We start from the raw sequence: 18722 nt of genomic DNA, 5'->3' as shown, positions 1-18722 counted from the left end.
GTCTCTATTTTCAGCGCGGCTTCTTGGCTCTATCCTTTATGCAGCAAGCATTATAGGTACGTTGTCACCCGCTAAGCAATATTTGACTGCAACTAACTATATAAAACCGCCCCCATAATCGATGAACCGGGGCGGGTTTATGAGGTTGAGTTCAAGGAATTACGGTTGTCAAACCGCCCCAAAAGAAATATTTAGGGAATTAATTAACTTCAGAAAGTGTCAAAATAAACGCCAAATTTTCTTCAGCTTTCAAAGCGTGGAGTGCGCGAGCGGGCAGAAAAACAAACACCCCCGGTTCCAAGACAATATCTTTGCCTTCTAGAGTCAAAATCCCCTTTCCTTCGATGACACTAACTGTGGCATTGCGCGGCGAAGAGTGTTCGGAAACCTCGCTACCAGCAGCCAGACAAAGTAAATTGTACTGACAATTATTGTCTTTGATTAAAACTTTGCTCGACACTCCGGCGGCAGGATATTCAATTGCTTCTTGGAGTTGGATTGCTGAAGATTGTAGCGGTAAAAGAGTAGCAGTCATAAATTTTGAGTCCGTTAAGATTGTTTTTTAGCCGAGATAACTATGTAGCCTAGATCCTGTTGGTAATGCTGGAAAACTCGACGCATTGCTAAGATCCGATCGCGAATTTGCGATCGACTTAATATATTCCACAAAATCCGCACAGTACCCACAAACCCTTCATCTTGCAGCATTCGCGGCAAATTGAGGAGCCCCATCGCCCCGGTTTGACACTTTTCTACTTGCAAACCCGCGTTTTGGCAAATAGCAATCCAGCCAGACTCAGACAAAGGCGTTGAATTGACGCGAATCACTTCTGATAAAGCTTTGTGAATTTCAGCTTCTCGGTTTTTAACTAAAAGTTCGTGAGAGAGAAACTTGCCGCCTGGTTTTAAACGATCGCAAATTCCCGATACAATTTTAGCTTTCCCTGACGGCGACTGCATTGTCAGGATAGCTTCAGCCAACACCCAATCAAACTGTTGGGAAATCCGATCCAAGTGAAAAATATCTCCTTCCACAATTTCCACTCGATCGCTCAAACCGGCTGCTGCCACATTAGCACGAGCGCGGGCCACACTGTCGGGATTTTTCTCAACTCCCACTACTTTTACACCAAAACGTTCAGCAAGGGCGATCGAACTATATCCAAAACTAGCAGCCAACTCCAAAACAGTTTCCCCAGGCTGAAAATCCGCCCATTCAAATAACTGTTCCGTAGCAAGTTTCCCCCCCGGCCTCAGCATTTTCTTGCCAGCCGCCGCCAGAACTTCATGTCCCGGTGCAGTCTTAAAATTGAGAGCAGTATTGGTCATTAAATTGACCTCCTATTTAAGCTTACTCTCAGCTTGCCAAATTTTCCCAAATCTTTCTATGATCTAGCTCATATTCAAATTATCGTAGGCTGACGCAGCGTACAATATCAGGAATTATACTCGATCGTCACTTCGTGAATTAGAGTTTCTGGGGTCATAAAATTAGGGCTAAAATAGCTAAGGTTTCGGTTTCGATCGGAACTTATCCGGCGTTGAGCGCCGCACTTCTTCAACTTGACTGACTTGAAAAATTAGGGTAAATTTTTGACCCATTTCTTTTTCGACAAATGCTTCTAAAAGCTGCACCTGTTTGGGTGTCAAAGCTTCGCTGCTGCGAACACTCAGACGAACTTCCGGCGGTTTCGCCAACCAGTTAGTATCGCTTTTAATCATTTCCACTCGTTGAAAAGTGATAGTTCGGTTAAGCAACGCCCGCTTCAGACTGGCTTCTAGTTGCCCTTGCTCGATCAATTCCGCAAAACTCACCCCCAGAGGAATCACAAGTATAGCCGTCAATGCTAGTGCCCAAAGGAGGGCTTTACCGGCGCGATGCAGGGGCGTGTAGCCGGCCATTAAAGACGTTAGCATACAGGAAAGAGTAATCCCCAGCAAATTAGTAAGATACAGGAGGCTTGCTCCCAGGCTGAGCGACCAATTAGCTTGAGATAAGCCTAAACCTATAACACAAATTGGCGGCATGAGAGCCACGGCGATCGCAGTTCCCGCCAGAGTAGCAGAAACTTTGGGCTGAACTTTCGCATAGCCACTGATTCCCCCAGCGGCGATCGCAATTCCTAAGTCTAGTAATGTAGGTTTAGAACGAGCTAGAACTTCAGTCCCAAAGTCGGGAAGTTGTACCAAAGCTCCCAAAAAACAAGCTAGAAAAATTGCTAGCCCCGTCCCGACTGATAATGCAATTAAACCTTTGCGGAAGAGGAGAACGTTACCTTCTACCGCTCCAAATGCTAACCCTCGGATTGGCAACATCAGAGGCGCGACGATCATAGCACCGATGATGACGGCCGCACTGTTGGCAAGGAGTCCAAAGGTAGCAATTATACAGGAGCCTAAAATTAAGACAAGATAGTTAATATCGAGGGTTGATTCTTCCAACAAGTCAACTCGTATTTGCTTTAAAAGCTGTGGATCAATCCTGCTCCTAGTGAAATATTTAAGACGGTCTCGAATATTGTTGAGCAAAATAATCTCCTTAAGTCAGGGCTTGTATCCGTCAAACGATTTTAGATTGGAGATTTTAGATTGGAGATTTTAGATTGGAGATTTTAGATTGGAGATTTTAGATTGGAGATTTTAGATTTACTCCACTGATAAATCTGGGAGGTTGAACAAAAGTCTAAATTTTGGGCTACTCACGACAAGAGTCGGGGGCTTGTATCCCTATGCAGGTGCGAGCAAAAACAATCAAAATCCCAGCCAGCAAGTTTTCGAGGATGTCCCGGAACTCTAAAGCAATTGTCGCCCCACTAATACCCAGCAGTTGAATCAAATCCCCTGCCTTGAATGACGGTAGGGCGATGAATAACGCGATCGGCAATAATTGATTTATAATCTAGATATATACTCCACCCCAATAATACCGAATCATGCTCGCAGAAGCAAACGCGACACTTTGGCCTAGCCTAATTACTGTTTCAGCATTAATTCTCTACTTCGTTGTTACCATCAACGTCGGCAGAGCTAGATTCAAATACAAAGTTTCTCCCCCGCAGATGACAGGAAACCCAGACTTTGAGCGAGTGGTGCGAGTTCAGCAAAATACCTTAGAGCAAATGATTTTATTTTTGCCCTCGCTGTGGCTATTCTCGCAATTTATCAACCCTATTTGGGGCGCAGGTATCGGCGCAGTTTGGATAGTTGGACGCATTTTGTTTGCTTGGGGTTACTATCAAGCTGCCGAAAAAAGAGCGGCAGGATTTGGAATTAGTACCTTAGCTACTTTAGCTTTACTTGGTGGTTCATTAACTGGCATAATTATGTCGCTGCTGAAAGTTTGATCGTAGCTCGCGATCGACATAATTGTTTTTCTACTCGTTTCCAGGCAGAGCCTGGAAACCAGTTAAATGTAATAAATGTTAGGAGTAAATATGTCAGAAACCAACAAACCCGTATTTGAAATTAACCCGCAACTTTTTCAGCAGCTTGTCGAGTGGCAAGAAAAACTTGAACGAGAAGATGAATTAGCAAGCGAGTCAGAAGACGAGAAACCAACTGAGGTACAAAATCCTCCCGACAGTGATGAACAGCATTCTCAAACAGATAATTCCTAGCTGGTGGCTAGCAGCATCTTTGGTATTTCCGGCTGCTGTCTCGGCTCAATCGCTGACACCCAGCCAAATTCAGCAAGTCAATAGCGGTTTGTTTCGTTCTAACTCTCAAGATTTCTTTCAGCAAGGAAATCGCCAATTGGAAAGAGAAATCGCAATTTTGTTGCAAAAAAATGTCGCTTCCGAAGGCCATATTCTGGAGATTGATGAAAAATTGCGCTCTCAGATTTGCAGCCAAAAATTTAAAATATCCTCGCGGCATTCTGATACAATAAGTGCTGCTCAGATTGCTGATTTTCAGGCCCAATTAAAAGATATTTGCAGACACAATTAAAAGGAAAGTGAGGTTAAAATTCAAAGTTTAGTGCTAATGGATAAAGAGGCAATGGCAAAGTTAAAAACAGCCATGCTGGAATCGGAAACCGCTGCTCATTTGGCGGCCATCATTATTGATTATACTCATGAGGAAATAATGATTGTTTTTCAGGAGCTAGAAGCGGAACAGCAGGCTAGAATTAAGGATATTTGGAAGACTGTTAGTTAAAGTAGATTGGCCGAAATCAGAGGTTTTAATTTTTAACCGCAGATGTGAGCGGATAGACGCAGATGAACGCAGATTTAATTTTGTTAGTGTTCGCTGTGTAGAACAATCTTAATTTGTACACAGCGAACAAGGACATCTCTAAACTAGGGATTCAAGGCATAATTGGCGGAAATGATCGCCCCGTTGCTCGAAGTTTTGGTATTGATCGAAGCTAGCACAAGCTGGGGAAAGCAGCACTACTTTAGCATGATTTTGTTGGGCTAATTCTGCCGATCGCGGGATTGCTCGTTCCATTGTTTCGACAATTTCCCAAGCGTTGTAATTTGCTTGTTTGAGCCGATTGGCAAAAATACCTGCTGCATCCCCAATTAACAGCACCGCAGCAGCTTTTGCCTTGATTGTATCAATCCATGCGCGATCGTCCCCTTCTTTGGCGTCGCCGCCCGCAATTAAAATCGCCGGTGCGCTTACAGAAGCTAACCCAACTTGGGCGGCGTCATAATTAGTAGCTTTGCTGTCGTTGATGAAATCTATGCCTTGCCAAGTGCAGATGTGTTCGAGGCGGTGCGAAACTCCGGGGAATTTAGCGATCGCCCGGGCGATCGCACTTTTATCTATCCCCGCCAAATTAGCCGCCGCTACCGCCATTAACAAATTCTGTAAATTGTGTTCTCCCACCATCCGCAAAGAATTAGCAGGCAAAATTTTCTCGCTTTGAGCTATTACCCAACCATCTTGAATATAGGCTCCAAAATCTGTATTTCCCAACAAATCTTTTTCACCTTTGACACTCGTCCAACACGCATCTGGCCAAATGTCAACTCCTTGTTGTCGCAAACAAGGATCGTCGCCGTTAATTACTTGCAATTCCGACTTTTTAAGCAAATGCGCTTTAATGTTGTAGTAATTTTCCAAAGTTTTGTGGCGGCTGAGGTGATCCGGCGTCAAAGTCGTCAAAACTCCGATGCGCGGCGCTACAAACGGCGATGATTCTATCTGGTAGCTGCTGATTTCTGCGATGACCCAATCCGGCTGTTTTTCCGCTAAAGCTAATTCACACGCAGCATAGCCAATATTACCGCAAGCGGGAGCGTAAAGCCCGGCCTCTGCAAAAATAGCAGCAATTAAAGCAGTAGTAGTAGTTTTGCCATTAGTGCCGGTAATTCCCACCCAGGGAGATTTGAGGTAACGCCACGCGAGAGCCATTTCTCCGATTGTTTCAATGCCTAAATCTCTGGCGCGCACTAATGCTGGACTGTCCCAGGGAACGCCCGGACTTACTACTATTAATTCTATAGATTCGTCAGGTTTCAAAGATTGACCTAACTCAACTTTAATTCCTTCGTTAGCGAATTCCTGTTGCTGTTCGAGCAAATTTGGGGAAGATGAGCGATCGCTCAGCGTTACTTCCCATCCTTCGCGTTTTAGCAGTCTGGCGGCGGCAATTCCTGATTTTCCTAGTCCAATGATATGAGCGATCGGCATAAGTTATGTGATGGAGCGAACTTTCCTGGTTTTATAAGTTAATATCTTAACCTTGCATGGGTTGTTGGCTATGGGCCATTATGCTGATTTTTTAATACGGCGATCGCACGAGATATTCGTAGGGAAACGGCACTGCCATGTCCTAATTCGTAAGGAAACGGCACTGCCGTGTCCTCTTTTGTGATTTCGATCGACCTTTTTTTGAGTTTTTCAAGGAGTGCGTCTTTCAAGTTCTTCAATTTTTTCTTCTAACCGGACAATCTCTCTGAATAAACAGCGAACCTGATATGATGATGCGGCCGCAGTAACCACCACGATTACAAATAAGTATATCTCCTTGATCAGAGGGTTTTCTTTATATACTAGATAGTTTATGGTAACAATGAGTGGCGCTAGCCAGAAACTGGCATTTGACCTTTGCGCCCATTTACGAATTATTTGTCTCTCATTCATTGTTCATACCTTCACTATCCTTGCAAGTTTTGCAATTGTATTCAAGTGAAAAGCCCGATCGACTTTAACCTCTATTTAACTTTTGACGATCGCCCCAAAGTCAGCCAACACCCGGGCGTGATTCCGCAGCAAACCCAGTAAATTCAAGCGATTTTGCTTAATTTCCGGGTCAGAGTCCATCACCAAAACGCTTTCTGGCCCGTCGAAAAAGTTGCTGACACTTGGAGCAATCTCAGTCAAACTATCTACTAACTGCTGGTAATTCCGAGTTTGTTTGCATAGCAGCGTTTGCGGCACTAACTGCACGACTGCATCGTAAAAAGCTTGTTCAGACGACTTTTGAAATAACTCGGGTTTCACCGCCGTTTTCGGTTCCAATTCTATTTTATCCAAATCACCTTGAGCCGCCAAACGAGTTGAACGGTTGACTGTTTCGTAAATTATATCCAAAGTCTGGTTATTGCGGATTTCTTGTAGGAAAAGTGCTCTTTCCAGTGCGTCCAATAAATCTCTCAATGCTCGTTCAGTATATTCTGGGTCGTTTTCTCCCAAAACTGCATTTACCAAATCATAATCTACATTCTTTTCTTCTTGCAATAAAGTCCTAATTCTTTGCAAGAAAAACTCGTATAATTGCGATAGCAACTCAGCAGGTGTTTCTGGGCGTGCTGCGGTAAATTCGGCAACCACTTCTGCGAGTAACTGGTGCAAATTGATTGGCAACTGAGCAGCCCAAATAATGTTAGTGATTGCATTGGCTGCGCGGCGCAAAGCGAAGGGATCGGATGAACCAGTCGGCAACATTCCTAAACCGAAGATGCTGACTAATGTATCTAATTTGTCTGCTATTGCGACAACTTGACCTGTCAGAGTTTGCGGTAAATTGTCGCCAGCACCTTTGGGCAAATAATGTTCAAAAATCGCTGTGGCTACTGTTTCCGATTCGCCACTTGCTAAGGCGTATTTCTGCCCCATGATTCCTTGCATTTCTGGAAGTTCGTAAACCATTTGGGTTACGAGGTCGGCTTTGCAAAGTAAGGCTGCTCTTGCTACATCAGCTTGCTCTTCCTCTGTGATTTGCAGTTGATTGACAATTAAACTGGCAATTTTGCACAGGCGATCGACCTTTGCGCGCACTGTCCCCAAATCTTCCTGGAAAGTAACTTTTTCCAACTTGGGCAAATAATCCTCTAGAGGCTTTACCAAGTCTGCTTTGTAGAAAAACTGACCGTCTGCCAATCTCGCCCGCACTACTCGCTCGTTACCTGCGGCAATAATCGTCGCTTTAGCGGGGTCGCCGTTGGAAATTGTAATGAAATAGGGCAGAAGTTCGGGATAATCGGGGCTTTTGAGGATGGGAAAATACCGCTGGTTTGTAACAATAATTGTGGTGATTACTTCCGGTGGCAATATCAAAAATTCTTCGTCAAATTTACCGACAACTGCGTTTGGCCATTCTACTAAGTCGGTGACTTCTTCTAACAAATCTTCGGTAATGTCTGCGTAACCGCCTTGTTTTGTGGCTGCGGCTTCTACTTGTGCTTTAATTAGATTTTTGCGCTGGGTTCGATCGACCTCGACGCAAGCAGCCCGCAGATACTCGACATAATCCTCGGCTTGGGGAATTGAGACAGGCTGCGGATGTAACACCCGGTGTCCTTGGGAAATTCGATCGCTCTTGACCGTATCCGAACCGCTCACCAATGTAATTGGCAGTACAGTATCATCCAACAGGGCCACTATCGATCGAATCGGGCGCGGAAACTTCAAGTCTCCGTCGGCCCACCGCATAAATCTTTTGCCTTCTAACTTATTAATCCACTGCGGCACAAGTTCTGTCAAAATATCCGCACTCATCCGCCCCGGAATCTTTTTGAGCACAAAAACAAAATCGCCTTTATCGGTAGCGCGAACTTCCAAAGCCTCAATTTCTACCCCCTGCTTTTTCGCAAAACCTTCGGCTGCTTTCGTCGGTTTGCCATCTTTAAAAGCCGAACTTGCGGGCGGCCCTTTTACCTCTTCTTCTCTATCTAATTGCTGAACTGGCAGTCCTTTTACGAGAACGGCCAAACGCCTCGGAGTAGCGTATACATTAATAGAGTCATTTGTCAAGGATTCTTCTGCCAGCGTTGCAGGTACAAGTCGCTGCCACTGCTGGGCGCTGCTTACGACAAAAGATGCGGGCAATTCTTCTGTACCGAGTTCTAATAAAAAGTTAGGCATATCGCACCGTAATGGAATTTCGTTTAGGGTAATTTAAGGTAATTTATCCGATCGCGCGCTCTTATCTCTGAAAAATACTCAAAAATCCAGGATACCACGTAAAATCGGGGGTGAAAGACAATATTCTCGACAGCCCATGACCTTGGCGGAAAGACTAGGACAAGATTGGAAGTCTCGACTCGAACAAGATTGCCCGCAGGAGAGTTCTAGCACTCGCGAGAGTGTTGTCCGCTGGCTGTTGGGAGACAAGCCCGAAAGATTTGACACTCTTAGCCCAACTCAATTGTCTGTCGCCTCTGGGGCGATCGACTTTTTATATCGAATTTTGCTTTCTCGCTATCTGGGAGTACCGCCAGAAAAAGCTTACCGCAACTTGATCGGGCGGCTGGGCGGTTTGGTTGTGCTGCGGCAAAAAATCCAAGCGTGGGTTTCCCTGAGTCGCGACAGACAGCGGAGTGCGGTGGAGGTACTGCAAGAAGTGATTCAGGAAATGCTCAATTCCGATCGCTACCTGCAGCAGCAAGTCGCTTGGATTGCCGAATGCACCTCAGACAGACGCCTGCGAAATGCTTTGCTGCTAGCGAGCACCGAAGAATACTGCTTGCGGCCGATCCGCAACCAGCCGCTGCTAGTGTACCGTTTTGTCAACTACCTGCGGCGTGCCCAGCGGGGCGGGTTGACGCAAGTGCCTGCTGGAGACTGGGTGCGGCTGGTGTCGGAACAGGTTCTACCCGACGATACAGACGAACCGCTCAGCCTGTTAGACGAACAGGCGATGTCCGAGTATCGAGAAAATCAAGCTTGGGAAGAGCAGCAAACTCAGCGGCAGATTGTCCAACAAGAATTTGAGACTTACTTGACCGCTGAAGTCGATCCGCTAGCTTCCCGGTGGCTGCGGCTTTACCTGCAAGGTCGTTCCCAAGAGGCAATTGCCGAGGATTTGAAGGTTCCGATCAAGCAAATTTACCGCTTGCGAGAAAAAGTCAGTTACCACGCGATTCGGGTTTTTGCGGTCAAACAAGCACCGGAATTAGTCGCTAACTGGCTGGAAACTTCGCTCCAAGAAAACAGTTTGGGCTTGACTCCGGCTCAGTGGCAGCAATATTTACAAAACCTCACGCCGGTGCAGCGGCAGTTGGTAGAATCGTTGAAAGCAGGGAAAAGTGTAGAGACGATCGCATCTCAATTAAAGCTGAAAACCAATCAAGTCATCGGCGAGTGGAGCAAACTCTATTTAGCAGCTCAATCCCTCCGCAACGAGTAGATTGGTAATGGGTGGCGGGCAATTGCTAATTGTTAATTGGCGGTAGCATTTTTCAGAATCCGCGCTACAAATCAATTCCCTCACAGCCACAGATTACTGGGAGTTTCCCCGTGGAAAACCGCGCGATGTCCCTTATATAAAATCAGGTTAGATTGATCGGGATATTGTAGCGCTGGCATGACGATCGCGCTCCGAGACGATCGCAGTCAACTCTCTGAGGTAAGATACTAGCAGCACGATCGACTTTTGAGGATTTTTTAACCAATCCTAAATTCAGCGGTTGCCCGTAAATCGGTTGTGGTGCATCTCTAATACTTGTGCATTAAAGACATAATTCTATTGTTGCCAGCCACGGGCATCAATCTCGGGCGATCGGTGATAGTGGGTCTAGACTGCGCTAGTCATCATCTAGTTCTCAATCTTTTGGTAGAATTTGAGGCTGCAATACAGAAGGGAGAAAATTCTGGGACTAAAGATTTTTCTTTAATAAAAGCTTCCGGTTGTTAGGCCAATTCCTCCGTCAGGGAAGTTGCAGCGTTTAATTTTATCGCATCATGTTGGTGCGTCGCCCTCGATCGCGCTTCCAACTACAGAGCAGCTAATGGTATATACATCTTCAACAGACTCGGCAGCTACAATGGACTCCGATCGAATATTTCACCTAATCGATACAGTTGTCCCCTTTGAAGCTTGCCTTTACTATCAAGTTTTGCCTTTATCTCTAGAAGGTAATCTGTTTAAATTGGGCGTAGTCGATGCCCAAGATGACTCCGCCTTGGACTACGTGCAGCGGATTTTAGCTTACATGAATTGCTCAGTCACAACAGAGCAAATTGCCTCGGAAACTCAGCGCTCGATGCTCTCAGCTTACTTGCTGCACGGGAGCCAGCTTCGAGAACCCAGCCAGACAACCGCCGAAGCAGCCCCAACACCCAAAAATCCCGCATCAGCAACTCTAGGCCCCAATGCAGAAACGCTGCTGTCTGTGCCAGAACCCTCGATGCCCCCTCCTGAGCGGTTTAAACCTGCTGGCGCTGAGGTTCCCCCGACACCGACACAGCTATCGGTTTTGAATGTCGAGGCCTTGCACTTGTCAAGCCAAGTGGAAGTTTTGGCAACTTTGCCCGCGCCCCAACTGCTGCAAGAATTGCTCGGTAGAGTGCTGCGAGAGGGTATCGGCCGCCTGTTTTTTGAGCGGCACCAGTCCCAAGGTCGCATTCTTTGGAGTCAAGATGGCGTTTTGAAATCGATGCTCGAAGGTATCGAGATCGTCCTTTTCCAAGAGGTCATCGACGAGTTGAAGCGGCTGACAGATATGCCTGTTGGCCCGGTGGAACAGCCCAAACAAGTCGAAGTTGAGCGCATATATCAAAACACTCATTTGCTGTTGCGCTTGCGGGTAATGACGGTGGGCGGCAAGGAAGAAGCCACCCTGCAAGTTTTGCGGGGGGCAGCTTTGAGGTTTTATCAGCAGCAGCAGTTGTCTACTTTGAGTCGGGACGCACTGCGGCTGGCCGAAGAATTGCAGCGGAAAGTGAATCAAATTCGCGATCGAACTCGGCTTTCTCCTGTGCATTTAGAGGGGTTGCCCGCTTTGGAACAGGTGATTAGAAATCTTGACGACCAAATTGATGCTTTGATGCACGAACACAATCTCGATCAGTCCTAATCAGCAATAGATGACTGTTGTCGCGATCAAACTCGCTTACCTCTCAAACCCGATTTCTTCCTATATTTCTCTTTTATTTATTAGTCCGCATAGGTGGACGAAGGTTTGTGTAGTAGCGATATTTAATCGCCTAGTGCGATGAGAGGTTTTTAAATGTACCAGTCTCAACTGTGATCGAAAACATCGTTGTACTGCAATAAATCCAAACTCACAAAAACTGGCAAACACTGAAAACATTGCTGTGCAATTTCCCAGCGTTCTTCTCGCTGCAACATAGCAGTCAACTTTTGTTTAGCGCTCAGCAAATAGCGGACATCGTTAGCAGCGTAGCTGAGTTGCTCGTCTGAAAGATGCTCGGAATTCCCCCAGTCAGAACTTTGAGAAGTTTTGTTTAGTTCTACTTTTTCCAATTCTTGGATTAAGTCTTTAAGCCCGTGTCTGTTGGTGTAAGTTCTGGCAAGTTTGCTCGCTAGCTTGGTGCAGAAAATAGGTGCAATGTCAATACTTAAATTGTAACGCATTGTTGCCAGATCGAAGCGCGCAAAGTGAAATACCTTCTCAATATTTTCAGCTTCCATGAGCTTTTTTAAATTCGGCGCAGCAGTCTGGCCTTTAGCAATCCGCACCGCCGCAACTTTACCTTGCGGATCGCACAACTGAACCAAACACAAGCGATCGCGCCAAGGTAGCAAACCCATTGTTTCCGTATCAACGGCGATCGCCGGCGCAGTCAAATAATAAGATAAGAGAGAATCGGGAATATCACCATCGCACACTTGAAAATCTGCAAATTCCATTATTAGTAATTTTTGACTGTTGACTGTTGACTGTTGACTGCCTTCTTCCCTCTTCCTTCTTCCTTCTTCCCTCTTCCTTCTTCCTTTAGCTTATCGGCTGCGAACAAAAAGCTGAGTAAAATAATACTCGCCTTTGGCATTTTTTGCAACCCCAATACCGGTCACATTAAACTGACCCTCCATATTCTTACGGTGGCCGTCACTTTTAATCCAACCCTCAACAGCATTGCGTACCGGGTCGCTGTAGCCGAAATTGTAAGCAACGTTTTCAGCTACACTTTGATAAGGAATAGTAATTGCCTTCGCCCGCCCTTCAAATCCATCGTGGCTGAAACTGACTTTACCGTTGGCCATATTTTCGCTGTGAATTCTTGCTATCTGACTGATTCGCGGATCGATACTCAACGGCGGCAACTTTTTAGATGCTCGGTATTGATTTATCTGTTGGTTAACCGCTTTTTCTAAGTCCGTAATAGCACTCGAAGCAACATTAGTATTCATCGGAGTTTGTGGCAGCGATCGCGTAGGAATGGATATGTCACACTTAGGCAGGATTGTCAACAATCCCAAGCAAATCGAAATCAAACCTTTGGACATGAAATCAAACGAGAAATAAAGTTAATTGTTACCAAGTCCTACAGAGAGATCGCCCCACATTCCGCCAACTAGATATTCAGAACCTTCGCTACAGTGTTCACGTCTTTGTCGCCGCGTCCCGAACAGTTAAGCACAATGCGCGGATTGCCTGTTAGCTGCGGGCACAGAGTCTCTAAATAGGCGATCGCATGAGCAGTTTCCAAAGCCGGAATAATCCCCTCCAACTGCGAAAGCCGCTGAAATGCTTCCAGCGCTTCTGCATCAGTTACGCTATAATATTCAGCTCTGCCCGCATCCTTCAAATAACTGTGTTCCGGCCCCACACCCGGATAATCCAAACCTGCACTAATCGAATGGGGTTCAATCACTTGACCTTCATTATCTTGCAGCAAATAACTCATCGCCCCGTGCAGAACTCCCACACTTCCTTTAGTCAAAGTAGCAGCGTGTTTATCAGTTTCCACACCTTCGCCCGCCGCTTCAACACCAATCAATCTGACAGTTTCTTCCCCGACAAACTCGTGAAAAAGACCCATTGCATTAGAACCGCCGCCGACGCAAGCTAATAAAATATCCGGCAAACCAGCCCACTTTTCCTGACACTGAGCGCGCGTTTCTTGACCGATTATCGCATGGAAATCGCGCACCATCATCGGGTAAGGATGGGGGCCAGCTACGGAACCAAGAATGTAATGAGTTGTCTCCACGTTTGTCACCCAGTCGCGAATCGCTTCCGAAGTCGCATCTTTCAGCGTTCCCGTACCCGCTGCCACCGGCCGCACTTCGGCACCCATCAAGCGCATTCTAAACACATTTAAAGCCTGTCTTTCCATGTCGTGAACGCCCATGTAGACAACGCATTCTATACCGAAACGGGCGCAAACAGTGGCAGTAGCAACGCCATGTTGACCGGCACCAGTTTCAGCAATTACCCGCTTTTTGCCCATACGTTTTGCGAGCAATGCTTGAGCTAAAGCGTTGTTAATTTTGTGAGCTCCGGTGTGGTTTAAATCTTCGCGTTTGAGATAAATTTGCGGGCCAGTTCCGTCTGCTTTAGCGTAGTGTTCGGTGAGGCGTTCGGCAAAATACAAAGGGCTGGGGCGGCCGACATAATCTTTGAGTAATTGTTGGAGTTGCTGTTGAAATTCCGGTTCGCTGCTGTATTTGTGGAAAGCGGCTTCTAGTTCAAATAAAGCCGGCATTAAGGTTTCGGGGACGTATTTGCCACCGAATTTGCCGAATCTGCCGAGGGAGTCGGGGCGTTGAGTGCTGGTTTCGGTGGTGAGATGCAGGGGGGTGACAGTCACAAACTTGTGGGGATAATGGGACAGACTTTATTATATCTAGTCTATGGGGCTGTGGGCGATCGGGTGCGATCGCGAGGGGGTAGGCAAATCGCTGAAATGTCTATTCGGTCGTTAACCCCCTTGATATATTGCTGGACCAGGGTTTAAGCGATTTTTTTCGGTGATTGGCGCTGTTTGTCTTGACAATTTTCCACCCCCTCGCAAATTGCCTCTGGACACATTGCGCTCTATGGGGTATGTAATGAAGCTCTCCCCACTCGCGCTTGGAAACTTAATTGAATAAAAACATAAAAAACTTAGAACCCCAACTCCTTGAAGAAGTGGGGTTTTTTACGCTTGCATCCGATCGCACTTACTAGATTAGGATGTACGCACGGGTGGTCAGAAACCGGGTTTTTACGAAAAGCTACCACTGTAGATAAAATTAAATCCCCCGCTAACATCAAATCCCTTAACATCAGAATTATCCATCCCTCTCATCTCTTCCTGTGCGCCCTCAGCGCCCTCTGCGGTTAAATCCTCCAGAAACAAGCGTAAACGATATAATTCAATTGAAACCGGGGAATGTGCGATCGTCCTTAAGCGCGCCAGGGAATGAATTCCCTGTCTCATAGCTAAAGTCAGTTAAAACTGACTGCTAATATCAAGTACAATCTCTGCAAAACCAACGCCAAATCTCATAGATTATCTTCCCTGAAAACTCATCTAAATCAACCATTCTCAAACACATCCTACAGTCCTCGACCGAGGACTTTCGCTATGGCGCGGGGGCTTCAACCCCTGCCGGACTGCCGGACTCATCGGCTACCCAGCCTAACTCCAAACACCAAACTACTATGAGTACATCAAAACCCAAAAATTCCAATTCCAATAACCAATCAGGAAAACGAATTGTTTACTCCGAATTTGGCAATGTTGACAACTCCGCGGCCCTCCAACGAGGAATACAAGAAGTCTCCCCAAATCAACAAAACCTGAAAATCGAAGCATCCCGCAAAGGACGCGGCGGCAAAACAGTTACAGTTATAAGTGGCTTTCAGGGAAAACCCGAAACATTAGCAGATTTAGCAAAGCAGCTAAAAGCCCAATGTGGCACAGGCGGCACTGTCAAGGAAAATGAAATCGAAATTCAAGGCGAACACAAGCAAAAACTGCTAGAAATTATCACAAAGTTAGGCTACAAAGCTAAAATTAGTGGAGGGTAAATTACTCAATAGTTATCAGTGTATGGGCGGGGCGGGTTTATGATATACTTAGTTTGAAACATAGATGGTTGGTAAAACCCACCCCTACATCGCGTACATTATATCGTCCCGAATCAACCTGAAATGATATTACCAATTACCGCCAATTTTTAATGTACACTCGACCTTTAGCTCGTTTAATCGAACAATTGCAGCGCTTGCCCGGAGTCGGCCCAAAAACAGCCCAGCGTTTAGCTTTACATATTTTGAAGCGACCGGAAGAAGAAGTGCAAGCCCTAGCTAAATCTTTGATTGATGCCAAACAGCAAGTAGGTTTCTGTCAAGTATGCTTTCACTTATCTGCTGACCCTGTTTGCGAAATTTGCCGCAATACTAACCGCGATAGTCATACCATTTGTGTAGTGTCAGAATCCCGCGACGTAATCGCTTTAGAAAAAACGCGGGAATACATGGGTAAATATCACGTTGTTGGTGGCGTTATCTCGCCGATGGATGGAATTGGCCCAGAACAATTGAACATTCAACCGTTAGTCCGGCGCGTCAGCCAGCAAAAGATTAAGGAAGTAATTATTGCTATTAGTCCCAGCGTGGAAGGCGAAACTACTACTCTTTATATCGGTCACTTATTAAAACCTTTTACTCTGGTGACGCGCATAGCATTTGGTTTGCCGATGGGGGGAGATTTGGAATATGCTGATGAGGTTACATTGGCTCGGGCTTTGGAAGGAAGGAGAGAGTTGGATTAGTTAAAAATGGGTGAGGGCTGATTGGAAAGTAAGAGAAATGAACCGCGAAGACGCGAAGGACACAAAGGAAGAGAAGAGAGGTGGAAGAGTTCACAATTGATGGGACGATAGTTATATCATAAGCTTCTGCGATTGCTTCGCTGAGGTTGGCAATGACAAATTTGTAAGATATGAAACCCGCGTCGGCGGGTTTTGTCTGTGTAGCGACAGGTTTCAACCTGTCGGGTATTTGGTATTTGGTATTTGGTCTTGAGTTTCGTTGTTCTCTGTCGTCACTGCCGCGAAAGGGTAAACTGGACAAAGTTACCTATAGTAAAAAATCATGGCACAATTCGATCGACCTTTAAGCTACCCCACAACCCGCAAAATCGACCAAACAGACGACTACCACGGCGTCAAAGTACCCGATCCTTACAGGTGGCTGGAAAATCCTGACTCAGAGGAAACCCAAGCTTGGGTGGAAGCCCAAAACGCAGTCACTTTTGCCTACCTCAACGAAATTCCGGCGCGGGAAAAAATCAAACAGCGCCTGACTCAACTTTGGGATTACGAGAAATACGGGATACCTTTCAAAGAAGGCGATCGCTATTTCTACTACAAGAATGACGGCCTGCAAAATCAATCCGTACTCTACACTTTGACATCCCTTGACGGCGAACCAAAAGTATTAATAGACCCCAACACTCTCTCAGAAGACGGAACCGTTGCTTTGGGTGGGATAGCTATCAGCGAAGACGGCAAATACATGGCCTACGGTTTGTCAACTTCCGGTTCCGACTGGCAGGAATGGAAAGTCCGAGATGTGGCCACGGGCGAAGATCTATCAGACCATTTAAAGTGGATTAAATTCTCAGGAGCATCCTGGACTTACGACGGCAAAGGCTTTTTTTATAGTCGCTACGACGAACCCAACGAAAAAAGCAAGCACGAAGACGTTAACTATTACCAAAAACTGTTTTACCACCAAATCGGCACGCCACAATCTGAAGACGTATTAATTTACGAGCGAGCAGATCAGAAAGAGTGGGGATTTAGCGGCGGTGTTACCGAAGATGGCAAATACTTGATTATCTCTGTTTGGCAGGGAACGGAAACCAAAAACTTGATTTTCTACAAGGATTTGACGGCACCGGAATCAACCGTTGTAGAACTAATTAACGAATTCGAGGCTGAGTATAGTTTCATCGACAATGAAGGCTCTCTTTTCTGGTTTCAAACAGACTTGAATGCACCGTTGGGCCGCGTAATTGCGATCGACACCAATAACCCACCTCCCTCATGCCTCGCTGGTGATGAAAGTCAAGGGAAATTCACAGAAATTATCCCCGAATCAGCCGAAACCCTCGGAGGCATTGGTCTCCTGAATAATCAATTTGTCGCTTCTTACCTGAAAGACGCCTACACCCAGATTAAAATCTTCAACTTAGACGGCTCTTTCGTGCGACAAGTGGCTTTGCCCGGAATCGGTTCGGTGGGAGGATTCGGCGGCAAGCGGCACGACACCGAAACCTTTTATGCTTACACCAGTTTCACTGCACCAAACACCATTTATCGGTATAATATGGTGACAGATGAAAGTACGATTTATCGGCAGCCAAAGGTCGATTTTAATCCCGACGATTACGAGACAAAACAAGTATTTTACCCAAGCAAAGACGGTACGCACGTACCCATGTTTATCACCCACAAGAAAGGCTTACAGTTAGATGGCAACAACCCCACCTACCTTTACGGCTACGGCGGTTTTGGCATCTCCTTAACTCCGAGTTTTTCTGTTAGCAATGTTGTGTGGCTGGAGATGGGTGGAGTTTATGCGATCGCCTGTTTGCGGGGAGGCGGCGAGTACGGCGAATCATGGCACCAAGCAGGCACAAAGTTGCATAAGCAAAATGTGTTTGATGACTTTATCAGCGCCGCTGAATGGTTGATCGAAAACAAGTACACCAAACCAACTAAATTGGCGATCGCAGGTGGCAGCAACGGCGGTTTATTAGTAGGGGCTTGTATGACTCAGCGGCCGGAATTGTTCGGTGCAGCGTTGCCGGCAGTCGGCGTTATGGATATGTTGCGCTTCCACAAATTTACCATTGGTTGGGCTTGGACTTCGGAATACGGTTCGCCGGAAAATTCCGAAGAATTTCCCACAATTTACGGCTATTCTCCCCTGCACAATCTCAAACCAGGAACGGCTTATCCAGCGACAATGATTACAACGGCTGATCACGACGATCGAGTAGTTCCTGCCCACAGTTTCAAGTTTGCTTCTGCTTTGCAAGAAACTCACGCGGGAGAACAACCAGTGTTAATTCGGATCGAAACCAAAGCGGGACACGGTGGCGGCAAACCTACTGCTAAAGTCATTGAAGAATTGGCTGATGAATGGGCTTTTTTAGTGCGGGAACTCGATATTAACGTTTAAAAAGCGCGGGATTGGGGGTGGCGCAGTCGCAGAAAGTGCGATCGCGCCACCCTCTATTTTTCCGCCTATCCCGTAGGGTGTGTACGCAGCACCTCACCGTAGTATTTAAAAGAATTTTTTGGGCAAATCTTGCGTTCAATTCTCTAATCCTGCGATCGCTTCACAGCCTTTGGGTGCCGCGCCCCGAAATTTTCAATCCTAGATTAGTGCAACTTGTCAACTCCTAGGGGGTGTTAAATTGCCTTACGCTATGTTAATTTTTGTATGTTTTATTGGTCGTTATGAGATTTTTTTGCTATCGTTTCACTATAAGTAAAATTGGTATAGCATTTCTTACAAAGGTGAGGTACAATAACAGCAGTGAGTAAACCAATTCCAAATATTTGCTGATGTAACTTC

The 18722-nt window shown here is 46.1% G+C and carries 20 protein-coding genes; 9 read left to right on the top strand and 11 right to left on the bottom strand.

Features of this window, described 5'->3' with window-relative positions:
- Nucleotides 1-199: 199 nt before the first annotated feature.
- The 4 genes from QUA40_RS22880 to QUA40_RS22865 all read right to left on the bottom strand — a co-directional run bounded on the left by QUA40_RS22880 (nt 200) and on the right by QUA40_RS22865 (nt 2884).
- Nucleotides 200-535, bottom strand: a complete 336-nt coding sequence (locus QUA40_RS22880) for a cupin domain-containing protein (RefSeq protein ID WP_333130100.1) — start codon at nt 533-535, stop codon at nt 200-202.
- Nucleotides 536-549: 14 nt separating this feature from the next.
- Nucleotides 550-1329: a class I SAM-dependent methyltransferase gene (locus QUA40_RS22875; RefSeq protein ID WP_333130098.1), complete on the bottom strand. Its 780-nt coding sequence runs from the start codon at nt 1327-1329 to the stop codon at nt 550-552.
- 177 nt (nt 1330-1506) lie between these two features.
- The gene (locus tag QUA40_RS22870) at nt 1507-2442 is read right to left on the bottom strand and encodes a DUF389 domain-containing protein (RefSeq protein WP_333130096.1); all 936 of its coding nucleotides are present in this window, start codon (nt 2440-2442) and stop codon (nt 1507-1509) included.
- A 253-nt stretch (nt 2443-2695) separates the two neighbouring features.
- Entirely contained in the window at nt 2696-2884 is a 189-nt protein-coding gene (locus QUA40_RS22865; protein WP_333130094.1) for a hypothetical protein, read from the bottom strand.
- A 49-nt stretch (nt 2885-2933) separates the two neighbouring features.
- Between QUA40_RS22865 and QUA40_RS22860 the strand changes: the two genes are divergently transcribed.
- The 4 genes from QUA40_RS22860 (at nt 2934) to QUA40_RS22845 (ending at nt 4158) form a co-directional block, all read left to right on the top strand.
- A complete protein-coding gene (locus tag QUA40_RS22860) occupies nt 2934-3344 on the top strand; it encodes an MAPEG family protein (protein ID WP_333130092.1) in 411 nt (136 codons plus the stop codon).
- A gap of 90 nt (nt 3345-3434) precedes the next feature.
- Entirely contained in the window at nt 3435-3617 is a 183-nt protein-coding gene (locus QUA40_RS22855) for a hypothetical protein (RefSeq protein WP_333130090.1), read from the top strand.
- Nucleotides 3586-3948, top strand: coding sequence for a hypothetical protein (locus QUA40_RS22850; RefSeq protein WP_333130102.1), 363 nt, complete (start codon nt 3586-3588; stop codon nt 3946-3948). The genes QUA40_RS22855 and QUA40_RS22850 overlap by 32 nt, the downstream gene beginning before the upstream one ends.
- Before the next feature lie 36 nt (nt 3949-3984).
- A complete protein-coding gene (locus QUA40_RS22845; protein WP_333130088.1) occupies nt 3985-4158 on the top strand; it encodes a hypothetical protein in 174 nt (57 codons plus the stop codon).
- Nucleotides 4159-4296: 138 nt separating this feature from the next.
- Here QUA40_RS22845 and murD read toward each other — a convergent pair whose 3' ends face one another.
- The 3 genes from murD to glyS all read right to left on the bottom strand — a co-directional run bounded on the left by murD (nt 4297) and on the right by glyS (nt 8319).
- Nucleotides 4297-5643 (bottom strand): UDP-N-acetylmuramoyl-L-alanine--D-glutamate ligase, encoded by a 1347-nt coding sequence (gene murD / locus QUA40_RS22840; RefSeq protein ID WP_333130086.1) that lies wholly within the window; start codon nt 5641-5643, stop codon nt 4297-4299.
- A 68-nt stretch (nt 5644-5711) separates the two neighbouring features.
- Nucleotides 5712-5873: a hypothetical protein gene (locus QUA40_RS22835; RefSeq protein WP_333130084.1), complete on the bottom strand. Its 162-nt coding sequence runs from the start codon at nt 5871-5873 to the stop codon at nt 5712-5714.
- A 298-nt stretch (nt 5874-6171) separates the two neighbouring features.
- Nucleotides 6172-8319, bottom strand: coding sequence for a glycine--tRNA ligase subunit beta (gene glyS / locus QUA40_RS22830; protein ID WP_333130082.1), 2148 nt, complete (start codon nt 8317-8319; stop codon nt 6172-6174).
- 136 nt (nt 8320-8455) lie between these two features.
- Here glyS and QUA40_RS22825 point away from each other — a divergent pair, with 136 nt between their 5' ends.
- Nucleotides 8456-9583 (top strand): HetZ-related protein 2, encoded by a 1128-nt coding sequence (locus QUA40_RS22825; protein ID WP_333130080.1) that lies wholly within the window; start codon nt 8456-8458, stop codon nt 9581-9583.
- Between the two features lie 601 nt (nt 9584-10184).
- Nucleotides 10185-11252 carry a hypothetical protein gene (locus QUA40_RS22820; RefSeq protein ID WP_333130078.1) on the top strand — a complete coding sequence of 356 codons (1068 nt, stop codon included), beginning with the start codon at nt 10185-10187 and terminating at the stop codon, nt 11250-11252.
- Nucleotides 11253-11416: 164 nt separating this feature from the next.
- Here the strand turns inward: QUA40_RS22820 and QUA40_RS22815 are convergent, their stop codons facing one another.
- The 4 genes from QUA40_RS22815 to QUA40_RS22800 all read right to left on the bottom strand — a co-directional run bounded on the left by QUA40_RS22815 (nt 11417) and on the right by QUA40_RS22800 (nt 14565).
- A complete protein-coding gene (locus QUA40_RS22815) occupies nt 11417-12049 on the bottom strand; it encodes a ribonuclease D (RefSeq protein ID WP_333130076.1) in 633 nt (210 codons plus the stop codon).
- Nucleotides 12050-12139: 90 nt separating this feature from the next.
- The gene (locus tag QUA40_RS22810; protein WP_333130074.1) at nt 12140-12646 is read right to left on the bottom strand and encodes a CAP domain-containing protein; all 507 of its coding nucleotides are present in this window, start codon (nt 12644-12646) and stop codon (nt 12140-12142) included.
- 68 nt (nt 12647-12714) lie between these two features.
- The gene (gene trpB, locus QUA40_RS22805; protein ID WP_333130072.1) at nt 12715-13953 is read right to left on the bottom strand and encodes a tryptophan synthase subunit beta; all 1239 of its coding nucleotides are present in this window, start codon (nt 13951-13953) and stop codon (nt 12715-12717) included.
- Nucleotides 13954-14349: 396 nt separating this feature from the next.
- The gene (locus QUA40_RS22800) at nt 14350-14565 is read right to left on the bottom strand and encodes a hypothetical protein (RefSeq protein ID WP_333130070.1); all 216 of its coding nucleotides are present in this window, start codon (nt 14563-14565) and stop codon (nt 14350-14352) included.
- A gap of 224 nt (nt 14566-14789) precedes the next feature.
- Between QUA40_RS22800 and QUA40_RS22795 the strand changes: the two genes are divergently transcribed.
- The 3 genes from QUA40_RS22795 (at nt 14790) to QUA40_RS22785 (ending at nt 18323) form a co-directional block, all read left to right on the top strand.
- A complete protein-coding gene (locus tag QUA40_RS22795; protein ID WP_333130067.1) occupies nt 14790-15158 on the top strand; it encodes a translation initiation factor in 369 nt (122 codons plus the stop codon).
- 152 nt (nt 15159-15310) lie between these two features.
- Nucleotides 15311-15904, top strand: coding sequence for a recombination mediator RecR (gene recR / locus QUA40_RS22790; protein ID WP_172187730.1), 594 nt, complete (start codon nt 15311-15313; stop codon nt 15902-15904).
- Nucleotides 15905-16226: 322 nt separating this feature from the next.
- On the top strand, nt 16227-18323 hold the full coding sequence (locus QUA40_RS22785) for a prolyl oligopeptidase family serine peptidase (protein ID WP_333130064.1): 2097 nt from the start codon (nt 16227-16229) through the stop codon (nt 18321-18323).
- Nucleotides 18324-18722: the final 399 nt, after the last annotated feature.

The organism is Microcoleus sp. Pol11C3, assembly GCF_036701485.1.
GTDB lineage: Bacteria > Cyanobacteriota > Cyanobacteriia > Cyanobacteriales > Microcoleaceae > Microcoleus.
Note: the sequence above shows the minus strand (reverse complement) of the source record. Positions and strands in the feature narration are given on the sequence as shown.

What these genes read in the sequence shown, in the direction of transcription:
- QUA40_RS22785 (WP_333130064.1), top strand. Translation starts at nt 16,227, where the DNA reads ATGGCACAATTCGATCGACCTTTAAGCTACCCCACAACCCGCAAAATC.
- QUA40_RS22820 (WP_333130078.1), top strand. Translation starts at nt 10,185, where the DNA reads ATGGTATATACATCTTCAACAGACTCGGCAGCTACAATGGACTCCGAT.
- QUA40_RS22880 (WP_333130100.1), bottom strand. Translation starts at nt 535, where the DNA reads ATGACTGCTACTCTTTTACCGCTACAATCTTCAGCAATCCAACTCCAA.
- QUA40_RS22800 (WP_333130070.1), bottom strand. Translation starts at nt 14,565, where the DNA reads ATGAGACAGGGAATTCATTCCCTGGCGCGCTTAAGGACGATCGCACAT.
- QUA40_RS22855 (WP_333130090.1), top strand. Translation starts at nt 3,435, where the DNA reads ATGTCAGAAACCAACAAACCCGTATTTGAAATTAACCCGCAACTTTTT.
- murD (WP_333130086.1), bottom strand. Translation starts at nt 5,643, where the DNA reads ATGCCGATCGCTCATATCATTGGACTAGGAAAATCAGGAATTGCCGCC.
- QUA40_RS22875 (WP_333130098.1), bottom strand. Translation starts at nt 1,329, where the DNA reads ATGACCAATACTGCTCTCAATTTTAAGACTGCACCGGGACATGAAGTT.
- QUA40_RS22795 (WP_333130067.1), top strand. Translation starts at nt 14,790, where the DNA reads ATGAGTACATCAAAACCCAAAAATTCCAATTCCAATAACCAATCAGGA.
- QUA40_RS22825 (WP_333130080.1), top strand. Translation starts at nt 8,456, where the DNA reads ATGACCTTGGCGGAAAGACTAGGACAAGATTGGAAGTCTCGACTCGAA.
- QUA40_RS22810 (WP_333130074.1), bottom strand. Translation starts at nt 12,646, where the DNA reads ATGTCCAAAGGTTTGATTTCGATTTGCTTGGGATTGTTGACAATCCTG.
- QUA40_RS22815 (WP_333130076.1), bottom strand. Translation starts at nt 12,049, where the DNA reads ATGGAATTTGCAGATTTTCAAGTGTGCGATGGTGATATTCCCGATTCT.
- QUA40_RS22845 (WP_333130088.1), top strand. Translation starts at nt 3,985, where the DNA reads ATGGATAAAGAGGCAATGGCAAAGTTAAAAACAGCCATGCTGGAATCG.
- recR (WP_172187730.1), top strand. Translation starts at nt 15,311, where the DNA reads ATGTACACTCGACCTTTAGCTCGTTTAATCGAACAATTGCAGCGCTTG.
- QUA40_RS22850 (WP_333130102.1), top strand. Translation starts at nt 3,586, where the DNA reads ATGAACAGCATTCTCAAACAGATAATTCCTAGCTGGTGGCTAGCAGCA.
- glyS (WP_333130082.1), bottom strand. Translation starts at nt 8,319, where the DNA reads ATGCCTAACTTTTTATTAGAACTCGGTACAGAAGAATTGCCCGCATCT.
- QUA40_RS22860 (WP_333130092.1), top strand. Translation starts at nt 2,934, where the DNA reads ATGCTCGCAGAAGCAAACGCGACACTTTGGCCTAGCCTAATTACTGTT.